The organism is Actinokineospora baliensis, from assembly GCF_016907695.1.
In the GTDB taxonomy this organism is placed as follows: domain Bacteria; phylum Actinomycetota; class Actinomycetes; order Mycobacteriales; family Pseudonocardiaceae; genus Actinokineospora; species Actinokineospora baliensis.
The window spans coordinates 4,064,504-4,075,000 of record NZ_JAFBCK010000001.1 but is presented as its reverse complement, the minus strand read 5'-3'; the positions used below and the strand labels follow the sequence as shown (position 1 = coordinate 4,075,000).

Here is a 10,497-nt window from a genome sequence, read left to right as displayed (position 1 = left end):
CCGCGGTGACGCTGTCGCCGACGCGCAGGTCGGCCAGGGTCTTGCGGAACGGGTGGACGTCCTCGACCGTGCGCGGGGCGCCGGGGACCCACTCGCCGGTGATGGCGGCCAGGACCCGGGGGCTGGCCTGGATCGCGGTGCGCTGCAGGTGGTGCAGGACGCCGCGGATGCCGCCCATCTCCTCGCCGCCGCCCGCGCGGCCGGGGCCGCCGTGGACGAGGGCGGGCAGGGGCGAGCCGTGGCCGGTGGACTCCTTGGCGTTGTCGGTGTCGAGCACCAGGAGCCTGCCGTGCCAGGGCGCGACCCCGAGGACGAGTTCCGCGGCGAAGTCGGCGTCGCCGGTGACGACCGAGCCGACCAGGCTGCCCAGGCCGCGGGCGGCGAGCTCGACGGCGTGGTCGACCCCGTCGTAGGGCAGCAGCGTGCTGACCGGGCCGAACGCCTCGACCTCGTGCGGCTGAGCGCGGTCAGGGTCGTCGGCGCGCAGCAGCACCGGGGACAGGAAGGCGCCGCGCTCGGGGTCGGCGTCGAGGGTGTCGACGTGGTCGAGCGCGCCGAAGACCACGGTGCCCGCCTCGGCCAGTGACCGCACCGAGCGGCGGACCTCCTCGCGCTGGTCGAGGCTGGCGAGGGCGCCCATGCGCACGTCCGGGTTGGCCGGGTTGCCGACGGTGATCTTGGCGAGGCGGGCGCTGACCGCGTCGGCGACCGCGTCCAGCTGCCCGGAGGGGACGAACGCGCGGCGGATGGCGGTGCACTTCTGCCCCGCCTTCACCGTCATCTCGGCGACCAGCTGCTTGACGAACAGGTCGAACTCGGGGGTGCCCGCGGTGGCGTCCGGGCCGAGGATCGAGCAGTTGAGCGAGTCGGCCTCGGCGGTGAAGCGGACCGAGTTGGCCACGACGGTGGGGTGCGAGCGCAGCTTGCGGGCGGTGGTCGCCGATCCGGTGAAGCCGACCAGGTCCTGCGGGGTGAGGTGGTCGAGCAGGTCGCCCGCGCTGCCGCTGACCAGCTGCAGGCTGCCCTCGGGCAGGGCGCCCGACTCGAGCATCAGCTCCACCAGCCGCGCGGTCACGTAGGCGGTCTGGCTGGCGGGCTTGATCAGCGTCGGCACGCCCGCGACGAACGCGGGGGCGAACTTCTCCAGCGGACCCCAGACCGGGAAGTTGAAGGCGTTGATCTGCACCGCGACCCCGCGCAGCGGCGCGGCGATGTGCCTGCCGACGAAGGTGCCCTCGCGGCTGAGCCGCTCGACCGGGCCCTCGGCGAGGACCTTCGCGTTGGGCAGTTCGCGGCGGCCCTTGCCGCTGTAGGTGAACAGCACGCCGATGCCGCCGTCGATGTCGACCAGCGAGTCGCGCTGGGTGGCGCCGGTGCGCGCGGACAGGGCGTAGAGCTCGTCCTTGTGCTCGGTGAGGTGCGTGGCGAGCACCTTGAGCAGCGCGGCGCGCTGGTGGAAGGTCAGCTCGCGCAACGCGGGTCCGCCGACGCGGCGGCCGTGCTCGAGCGCGCCGCCCATGTCGACCCCGGCCGAGGAGATCCGGGCGACCTCCTCGCCGGTGACCGCGTCGAGCAGCGGGACCCCGTCGTCCGGGGTGTGCCAGCGGCCGGATACGTAGCTGCGCAGCAGCGCCATCTGGTCGACCTCCTGAGTCGATCGCGGACCCGGCCTCGTCGCCGTGCCCACCGCGCCCGATGCTAGTGGCGCCGCCACCCCGGCCGCGCCGCGCGCGGGTGCCCGGATCGTGAAATCCATTCAACGCAATCCGGGGTGCGTCGTTACCAATTGCCATTCCGAACAATGGGAACGCGGTGGGAACATCCCACCCTTGCCGATCGTGTCTTTTGGGTGAAAAGGTGGCTTCTTGACAGCGTGACCGTCCGGTCGCTGCCGGTCGCCGGGACTAGCTGACCTGGGATTTCGCCGGTATTCCGGGCTGGAACGATTGTTACCCCGCACGGGGCCGACTGTGCGGACCATTCCCGATTCACCCCTGCCGCGGCATTGCCGCAGAATCGAGAAACGCATGAAGAAGACGAAGATCGCGGTGGCCGTCGCGGGTGCCGCGCTGTCCGTGCTGGCCGCCATGCCCGCCGCCAACGCCGCGCCCGCCGGGGACCCGGTCCTCACCCCCGCCATCATCGGTGGCGGCACGGCGAGCAACGCCCCGTGGGCGGCGCGCCTGTTCAGCAACGGCCAGCAGTCCTGCTCGGCGACCATCATCGCCCCGCAGTACATCCTGACCGCCAAGCACTGCGTGGCCAGCGGCACGATCAGCTTCCGGATCGGCAGCCTGGACCAGACCACCGGTGGCACCACCGCCAACGCCTCGCAGATCTACCGGCACTCCGCCTCGGACCTGGCCATCGCGCGCCTGGACCGCAGCGTGTCGGCGACCTACGCGCCGCTGGGCACCACGTCCGACGCCCGGGTCGGCCAGCAGGTGCAGGTCTACGGCTGGGGTGCCACCTGCACCGGCCAGCCGGAGATCAACTGCCAGTCGCGCTACCTCAAGGTCGCGACCGTGCAGGTGACCTCGACCAACGCCCGCGACGCCTACAACGGTGTCGCGGTCCAGGCCCGCCGGGTCAACGGCATCACCGCCGGTGGCGACTCCGGTGGCCCGATGTTCGGCAACGGCCGCCAGATCGGTGTCGCCTCCACCAGCGACCGGCAGAGCATCACCAACTACACCTCGGTGGGCTCCTACCGCAGCTGGATCCAGAGCATCGCGGGCGTCTGACCCGGACAGCGCCTTTCCAGCAGGGGGTCGCGGCTTCGGCCGCGGCCCCCTCGCGCCGTCACGGGCAGGTGGCCAGCATCTTGGTGAGCCCGGCGAGTTCGGCGTCGTCCACGGTGAGCTTGTACTTGACCTTCACCGCGATGTAGCCGGTGGCGTAGTCGCACCAGTAGCCCTGGGTCGGGCTCCACTTGCCCGGGTCGCCGTCGCTCTTGCTCTGGTTGGAGCGGGCGGTCACCGCGACGAGGTTGGCCGGGTCGTTGTAGTAGGCGGCGCGCTGCGGGGCGGTCCAGTTGCGCGCGCCGGAGCGGTTGGCCTCGGCGATCGGCACGATGTGGTCGATCTGCAGGGCCGACGGGTCCTTGGTGGTGACGCCGTCGTAGCGGCTGGTCCAGCAGAAGTCCTTGGGGCAGGTCGGCTTGCACTGGCCGTCGACGACCTCGCCGTCGCCGTCGCGCACCAGGATCTGCTCGCGGGTGTTGCACTTGCTGGCCGAGTCGTAGGCCCACTCACCCCAGGCCTTGCGGTCGTAGTGCGCGCCGGTGTCCTCGGGTTGGGGTTGGCCAAGGGCGGCCAGTTGGGCGGCGTGGTCGCCGGGGGCGCCCGGGGCGGGCGCGGGGACCGAGGTGCCACCGGTGCCCAGCGCGTTGGGGTCGCAGGCGGTGAGCGCGAGGGCCAGGGCGGCCAGGACAGGGACAGTGGAACGCATGATCACTCCCGTTATGCAGGACTGAGTGCATACATTCCATTGATCATCACCCGATCCGGGGAGGCGCGCCGAACGGGAGCCCATGACGACGCCCACGCGCGAAGGCCCGTCGGCCGCAGGGGAGCCGACGGGCCTTCGCATGCCCCCTCGTCCCCGCCCGGCCCCTGCCCCGCCAAGCCGGGAACGATGCCGGGTGGGGACGAGGGGGTGGGTGGCGGGAGAGAGTGTTACTAGTGCGGAGTCGCCTTTTCCGCGCCCGCGCCGGTGAGGGCGCGGACCTCCATCTCGGCGTACTTGTCGTCCCGGCGTTCCTTGGACAGGACGGTGCCGAGCCAGCCGAGGAAGAACGCCAGCGGGATGGAGACGATCCCGGGGTTCTCCAGGGGGAACCAGTGGAAGTCGACGCCCTGGATCATCGAGGGGGTCGAGGCGGTGGCGGGTTTGCCGGAGACCGCCGGGGAGAACACGATCAGGATGATGCTCGCCGCCAGGCCGCCGTAGGTGCTCCAGAGGGCGCCGGAGGTGTTGAAGCGCTTCCAGAACAGCGAGTACAGGATGGTCGGCAGGTTCGCCGACGCCGCCACCGCGAAGGCCAGCGCGACCAGGAACGCCACGTTCTGGCCGTTGGCGACGATGCCGCCGACGATGGCCACGATGCCGATGACCACCGCGGTGATCCGCGCGACGCGGACCTCGGCGTTCTTGTCCGCCAGCTTGTCCTTCTTGATGATGTTGGCGTAGATGTCGTGGGCGAACGACGCCGAGGCGGTGATGGTCAACCCGGCCACCACGGCCAGGATGGTGGCGAAGGCGACCGCGGCGATCAGTCCCAGCAGGACCGGTCCGCCCAGCGCCTGGGCCAGCAGCGGCGCGGCGGAGTTGGCCTTGCCCGGCGCCGCCTTGATGGCGTCGGGGCCGACGATGGCGCCCGCGCCGTAGCCCAGGACCAGGGTGAACAGGTAGAAGATGCCGATCAGCCAGATCGCCCAGACCACCGAGCGGCGGGCCTCCTTGGCGGTGGGCACGGTGTAGAAGCGCATCAGGATGTGCGGCAGCCCCGCGGTGCCGAGCACGAGCGCCAGGCCCAGGGACAGGAAGTCGAGCTTGCTGGTCCCGGTGGCGCCGTACTGCTTGCCGGGGCTCAGCAGCGCCTCACCGGTCTTGCCGCCCGCGTCGACGGCGCCGCCGAGCAGGCTGGAGAGGTTGAAGCCGAACTTGGCCAGCACCCAGATGGTCATCGCCAGCGCGCCGGTGATCAGCAGCGCCGCCTTGATGATCTGCACCCACGTGGTGCCCTTCATGCCGCCGACCAGCACGTAGACGATCATGATGACGCCGACCGCGGCGATCACGACGGCCTGGCCGGTCTTGTTGGTGATGCCCAGCAGCAGCGCGACCAGTCCACCCGCACCGGCCATCTGGGCCAGCAGGTAGAAGAAGGACACCACCAGGGTGGAGGTGGCCGCCGCGGCGCGGACCGGGCGCTGGCGCATCCGGAACGCCAGCACGTCGCCCATCGTGTACTTGCCGGTGTTGCGCAGCAGTTCGGCCACCAGCAGCAGCGCGACCAGCCAGGCCACCAGGAAGCCGATGGAGTAGAGGAACCCGTCGTAGCCGTTGAGCGCGATGGCGCCCGCGATGCCGAGGAAGGAGGCGGCGGAGAGGTAGTCGCCCGCGATGGCGACGCCGTTCTGCGGTCCGGTGAACGCGCGGCCCGCGGCGTAGTAGTCGGCGGCGGTCTTGGTGTTGCGGCTGGCCCGGAACACGACCACCAGGGTGATCGCGACGAACACGGCGAAGATGCCGATGTTGAGGGCGGGGTTGTTGCCGGTGACCCCGGCGGCGACGGCGCTCACTTGGCCTCACCGGCCTCGACGCGCTCGCGGATGCCGGTGGCCAGCGGATCCAGCTTCCGGTCGGCGTAGCGCACGTAGAGGCTGGTGATCACGAAGGTGGAGACGAACTGCAGCAGGCCGAGCACGAGGCCGACGTTGATGTCGCCGACCAGTTTGGTGGCCATGAACCCGTGCGCGTAGTCGGCGAGCAGGACGTAGACCAGGTACCAGACCAGGAAGATCGCGGTCATCGGGAACACGAAGCGGCGTAACCGGCGGCGCAGTTCGACGAACTCGGCGCTGCCGTGGACCTCCGCCCAGTCCGGCTCGTGGTCGGGTTGGTGCGTGTCGGGGTCTGGGGACTTACTCATCGGGCGCCTCCCTCGATGGTGTTCCGCGTCACCGTAGGGACGGGGCGCGGCGCGCAGAGGGGTCAGCGGCCCAATCGACGGATGATGCGACGAGCGGCCGACGAACGGCGTGCCGACCAGGACGAGTGGCCCAGGTCACCGCCGCGGCCGAGGTCGTGCCGTTCCCGCAGGTGCAGCCGCAGCATCGCGGCCTGCGACCACGCGGGCGGGCGGCCCAGCAGCGACACCCCGACCATCGTGGCGAAGGCCAGCGGCACCGACCAGGGCGCGGGCTGGGCGATGAGGATCGCGGGCCAGCCCGACACCGGCGGCCCGAACAGGGTCGCCACGATGGCGCCCGCGGTGGCCGCGAGCCCGGCCGCCACCCCGGCGATCGCACCGGCGGCGGTCAGCCTCGGCCACCAGATGCCCAACACCAGCAGCGGGCAGAAGGTCGACGCCGCCACGGTGAACCCCCAGGTCACCAGCACGCCCGCGTCCAGGCGGGCCGAGGGCAGGGCGAGCAGGACCACGACGGCGGCCGCGGCCACGACGGTGAACCGGAGCCTGGCCAGGCCGCCGGGGACCAGGTCGTGGGAGATGGCGCCCGCGACGACGAGCAGCAGGCCGAGCGAGGTGGCCAGGAACGCGGCGAAGGCGCCCGCGGTGAGCAGCCCGGTGAACACCGTCCCGGTCGGCCCGGAGTCCACTTGGGACGGTAGAGCGACCACGGCGGTGTCGGTGGCGCCGGACAGGTACAGCTGCGGCACCAGCACCTTGGCGAGCGTGCCGTAGATGCCGGGGAACAGGTAGAAGACGCTGAGCAGGCCGACGGTGATCGCGGCGGTGCGGCGCGCGGCGCGGCCGTCCGGGCTGGTGTGGAAGCGCATCAGCACGTGCGGCAGGCCCATGGTGCCCAGCATCGTGGCGACCAGCACCGCCCATGTCCCGAGCACCGGGTGGCCCGCGTGCGAGGTGTCCAGGAGCGGGCGCTGCCAGTCCGGGCCGCCAGGTGCCGCGCCGCCGCGCAGGCCGGGCACCGGCGCGCCCGCCGGGAAGACCACAGTGGACCCTTCGGCGACCCGGTACTCCCCCGCCGGGATCCACAGCGGCGCCCCGTCGCCGGTGCGCGCGGTCAGCGGCTCGTCGAGCAGGAGGGTGACCTCGAGCCCGAAGTCGACCGGGGTGTCGCGGGTGAAGTGGGTGAACTCGACCGGGTGCACAGCCTCGTGCCGCACCTGCGGGCCGACCTGCAGCAGCAGCCAGATCGCCGGGACGATGAACAGCACCAGCTTGAAGCAGAACTGGAAGGCCTGCACGTAGGTCGCCGCGCGCATCCCGCCGACGGCCAGGGTCACGCTGACCACGACGGCGGCGATCACCACGCCCACCCAGTACGGGCCGTCGCTGACCACGCTGAGCACGAGCCCGGCGGTGCGGAACTGGGGCACGAGGTAGAGCCCGGCGATCACCAGCACGGTGACGGCGGCGAGCTTGCGCAGCGGGGTGGACGCCAGCCGCGCCTCGGCGAAGTCCGGCACGGTCACCGCCCCCGAGCGGCGCATCGGGGCGGCGACCAGCACGAGCATCGCGACGTAGCCCGCGGTGAACCCCACCGGGTACCACAGCGCGCCCATGCCGTCCTTGACCACGAGCCCGGCGACGCCGAGGAACGAGGCGGCGGAGAGGTACTCGCCGGAGACCGCGGCCGAGTTCAGCAGCGGGGAGACCCGGCGGGAGGCAACTAGGAAGTCGGAGGTGGTGCGGATCGCCGCGACCCCGCGCAACCCGACCAGCAGGGTCAGCAGCACGACCGGCGCGACCGCGAAGACCGCGATCACCCGGTGTCCTCGGCGCGCTCGGCGCGGCGCAGGTGCCAGTGCGAGAGGGCGACCATGGCAGGGAACGGGATGGCCACGATCGCGATCCAGGACAACGGGACGCCGAAGACCCGCACGTCGTCCCACTCCGGAGTGAGGTCGAGCAGGACCGGGAGGCCGAACAGCAGCGCGAACAGGGTGCCCAGCGCGGCCGCGGCCCTGGTGCGCTGCGCCTGGTAGACCCGCAGGGCCTGGCGCACCTCGGCCGGGTCCATGGTGGGCGGCCGCCACGCGGTGCGGTGGCGGCGGCGGGCGTGCGCGAGCCGGGTCTGCGGGCTGGTGACGGCCACCCTGCGGTGCGGGCTCACCGCTTGCCCAGCTCTCCCCGTTGCGCCGCCCGCAGCAACCGCTCGCGCAACTCGCGGGCGTGGCGGCGGCTCACCGGGACGTCGCCGAGGTCGGTGTGGGCCAGCATGCCGCCGACGGAGTCGCTGCGCAGCTCGCGGACCGCGTCGAGGGCGACCAGGAACCCGCGGTGCACCCTGGCGAAGCCGGAGCCCTCCCAGTACTCCTGCAGCCGGGAGATGGGCATGCGCACCAGGTGCACGCCGGTGGCGGTGTGCAGCCGGACGTAGTCGCCGTGCGCCTCGGCGAACTCGACCTCGGCGCGGCGCACGTAGCGGGTCCTGCCGTCGGTCTCCACCGGCAGCGCGGGCATCGCGTCGGGGCGCGCCACCTCCTGCTCGGCGGCGGTGGCGCGGCGGGCCGCGGTGGCCCGCACGACCCGGGTCAGCGCGTCGGCGAGGCGTTCGGCGCGGACCGGTTTGAGCAGGTAGTCCACCGCGCCGATGCCGTAGGCGGACACGGCGTGCCCGTCGTAGGCGGTGACGAACACGATCACCGGCGGGTCGCTGAGCTTGGCCAGCAGGGACGCCAACTCCAGCCCGTTGAGGCCGGGCATGGAGATGTCGAGGAAGACCGCGTCGAACGGCTCGGCCTGGATGACCTTCAGCGCGCTGACCGCGTCCTGCGCCGCGCGGACCCTGGCGACGTCCGGGGAGGCGCGCAGCAGCCTGCACAGCTCGTCCAACGCGGCCCGCACGTCGTCGACGGCCAGCACCCGCACCCCGTTCGCGGCGCCAACCTGGCTCTCGGCGTTCACGGCACGACCCCCGGGGCGAACATCGGCATCCGGACGACCACCCTGGTGCCCGCGTCCCGCTCGGTCTCCACCACCAGCCCGTACCAGGGGCCGTAGACGTTGCGCAGCCTGCGGTCGACGTTGGCCAACCCGACGCTGTCGGCGGGACCGCGACCGGCCAGGATCGCCTCGGCGTGCGCGGGGGCCATCCCCACCCCGTCGTCGTCGACGGTGATGACGCAGTCGCCGCCCTCGGCCTCGCCCCGCACCTGCACGACCCCGCCGGTGGGCCGCGGCTCGACGCCGTGGCGCACCGCGTTCTCCACCAGCGGCTGCAGCACCAGGTACGGGATGGCCACCGCGAGCACCTCGGGCGCGACCCGCACCTGCACCCGCAGCCGCTCCCCCAGCACCGCCCGCTGCAGCGCCAGGTACGTCTCGATCGCGTGGAACTCCTCGGCCACAGTGGTGTAGTCGCCGTGGCGGGCCAGGCTGTAGCGGTTGTAGTCGGCGAAGTCGAGCATCAGCTCGTGCGAGCGCTCGGGGTCGGAGTGCACCAGCGCGGCGATGACGGTCAGCGCGTTGTAGACGAAGTGCGGGGAGATCTCGGCGCGCAGGGCCCGCAGCTCGGCCTGGGCGGCCTGCTCGGCGGAGGCCTCCAACCTGGCCCGCTCCAGCGCGGCGACCACCAGTTCGGTGGCCTCCCGGCTCGCTCGGGGCGACACCGCCCCGGCGACGACGAGCACACCGGCCAACTCGTCGTGCACGTGCAACGGCGAGACGACCAGCGGCGGGCGGCCGACGCGGGTCTCGCTGTGCAGGACCTCGTCGACCTGGGCCAACCACTTCGTACCGCCGGGAACCGGGCCCGCCCAGGTCGGGCGGCCGGAAAGATCGGCCAACCCAACGGCGTCGGCGGCGACGAGACCGCGCAGGCCCCGGGCCGCGGAGGCGACCCCCGTACCGGTGAGACCGTCGGCCAGATCCTCCCCGATGCGGCGCGCCGAGGCCAGGACCGCGCCGGGATCGGCGGGAGCCCGCCGGGCGAACGGCAGCCACGAACGCTGGTCGTCCTGCGGCATCGGCGGTCCCCTTCGGCGGCTGGCGTAGATGGTAAGCGCCCACCACACGAAGGGGTGAGCTGAGATCGACCGCCCGCGCGAGCACGGCATCTCCCTGGGATGCCCGCGACGACGGCCTGCCCCCGCAGGCAGGCGGACGGCAGACGTCACCGGCACCATCGACGACCCCACCCTGGCGAGAAGCCCCCCCAGCCACACAACAGGGTGAGTCGAGACGGCCCGCCCACACGAACACGGCGCCGCCCTGGCCATCCACGGTGATGACCTGCCCCGGCAAGTCGTTTCCGACGCGCCGCAGGCGGGCGAACAGTGGTCGTCACCGGCGCCATCAACAACCCCCGCGAAGATCCCCGCCCGCCATACAAAGGGGGCTGAGATCCACCGCCCGCGCGAGCACGGCGCCTCCCCTGGCCATCCGCGACGAGCCCCCCGACGCACCGCAGGCGGGCCGGGCAGCATCGACGACCCCGCACCGGCGAGAAGGCGGCCGCCGACACGGTGTCCTCCGTGGCGGCCAGCACGGACGTGCCAGTCGCGGGCGGAGCAGGCCCGGGGCCGGGCTCAGTCCGATCGGATCGGGGTGAACACCCCCGCCATGGCGGCCAACCGGGCGTCGGCGCGGCGGTGCAGCAGTAAGCGGAACTCGCGGGGTGCCCGCGCGCGGATGACCAACTCCCCCGCGGCCTGCAGCACGACCGCCTGCACCACGGTCCGCAGCGCCGGGTACGCGTCGGTGAGGTCCGCGCAGACCTCGTCGGCGATGGCGCGGAGGTCGGCTGCGGTGTCGGCGGATCGAGGCATTGGTCAAGCATGACCTGC

The 10,497-nt window shown here is 72.6% G+C and carries 10 protein-coding genes (1 of these 10 running past the window's edge); 1 reads left to right on the top strand and 9 read right to left on the bottom strand.

Translation table 11 applies throughout. From position 1 onward, the window contains the following. Positions 1-1,636, bottom strand: the 5' portion of a protein-coding gene (paaZ, locus tag JOD54_RS18925) for a phenylacetic acid degradation bifunctional protein PaaZ (protein ID WP_204456377.1). It extends 389 nt beyond the left edge of the window; only the first 1,636 of its 2,025 coding nucleotides appear in the window; its start codon is at positions 1,634-1,636; its stop codon lies beyond the left edge, outside the window. A 391-nt stretch (positions 1,637-2,027) separates the two neighbouring features. On the opposite strand from paaZ, the gene JOD54_RS18920 reads away from it, so the two are divergent. Next, on the top strand, positions 2,028-2,744 hold the full coding sequence (locus JOD54_RS18920; protein ID WP_204451802.1) for a S1 family peptidase: 717 nt from the start codon (positions 2,028-2,030) through the stop codon (positions 2,742-2,744). A 58-nt stretch (positions 2,745-2,802) separates the two neighbouring features. Here the strand turns inward: JOD54_RS18920 and JOD54_RS18915 are convergent, their stop codons facing one another. The 8 genes from JOD54_RS18915 to JOD54_RS18880 form a co-directional block, all read right to left on the bottom strand. Beyond that, on the bottom strand, positions 2,803-3,450 hold the full coding sequence (locus JOD54_RS18915) for an HNH endonuclease family protein (RefSeq protein WP_204451801.1): 648 nt from the start codon (positions 3,448-3,450) through the stop codon (positions 2,803-2,805). Positions 3,451-3,680: 230 nt separating this feature from the next. Next, positions 3,681-5,306 (bottom strand): monocarboxylic acid transporter, encoded by a 1,626-nt coding sequence (locus tag JOD54_RS18910; RefSeq protein WP_204451800.1) that lies wholly within the window; start codon positions 5,304-5,306, stop codon positions 3,681-3,683. After that, a complete protein-coding gene (locus tag JOD54_RS18905) occupies positions 5,303-5,656 on the bottom strand; it encodes a DUF485 domain-containing protein (RefSeq protein ID WP_204451799.1) in 354 nt (117 codons plus the stop codon). Before JOD54_RS18905 ends, JOD54_RS18910 begins: the two co-directional genes overlap by 4 nt. 62 nt (positions 5,657-5,718) lie before the next feature. Further along, the gene (locus tag JOD54_RS18900; protein ID WP_204451798.1) at positions 5,719-7,476 is read right to left on the bottom strand and encodes a sodium/solute symporter; all 1,758 of its coding nucleotides are present in this window, start codon (positions 7,474-7,476) and stop codon (positions 5,719-5,721) included. Beyond that, positions 7,473-7,823 (bottom strand): hypothetical protein, encoded by a 351-nt coding sequence (locus JOD54_RS18895; RefSeq protein ID WP_204451797.1) that lies wholly within the window; start codon positions 7,821-7,823, stop codon positions 7,473-7,475. Before JOD54_RS18895 ends, JOD54_RS18900 begins: the two co-directional genes overlap by 4 nt. Next, complete coding sequence (locus tag JOD54_RS18890; protein ID WP_307860162.1) at positions 7,820-8,617, bottom strand: LytR/AlgR family response regulator transcription factor; 798 nt, start codon at positions 8,615-8,617, stop codon at positions 7,820-7,822. Before JOD54_RS18890 ends, JOD54_RS18895 begins: the two co-directional genes overlap by 4 nt. Beyond that, on the bottom strand, positions 8,614-9,678 hold the full coding sequence (locus tag JOD54_RS18885) for a sensor histidine kinase (protein ID WP_204451796.1): 1,065 nt from the start codon (positions 9,676-9,678) through the stop codon (positions 8,614-8,616). The genes JOD54_RS18890 and JOD54_RS18885 overlap by 4 nt, the downstream gene beginning before the upstream one ends. Before the next feature lie 561 nt (positions 9,679-10,239). Then, positions 10,240-10,479: a hypothetical protein gene (locus JOD54_RS18880; protein ID WP_204451795.1), complete on the bottom strand. Its 240-nt coding sequence runs from the start codon at positions 10,477-10,479 to the stop codon at positions 10,240-10,242. Between the last annotated feature and the right edge of the window lie 18 nt (positions 10,480-10,497).

Excerpts from the sequence above, each read along its gene's own strand:
- JOD54_RS18920 (WP_204451802.1), top strand. The coding sequence starts at position 2,028 with ATGAAGAAGACGAAGATCGCGGTGGCCGTCGCGGGTGCCGCGCTGTCC.
- JOD54_RS18915 (WP_204451801.1), bottom strand. The coding sequence starts at position 3,450 with ATGCGTTCCACTGTCCCTGTCCTGGCCGCCCTGGCCCTCGCGCTCACC.
- JOD54_RS18905 (WP_204451799.1), bottom strand. The coding sequence starts at position 5,656 with ATGAGTAAGTCCCCAGACCCCGACACGCACCAACCCGACCACGAGCCG.
- JOD54_RS18885 (WP_204451796.1), bottom strand. The coding sequence starts at position 9,678 with ATGCCGCAGGACGACCAGCGTTCGTGGCTGCCGTTCGCCCGGCGGGCT.
- JOD54_RS18880 (WP_204451795.1), bottom strand. The coding sequence starts at position 10,479 with ATGCCTCGATCCGCCGACACCGCAGCCGACCTCCGCGCCATCGCCGAC.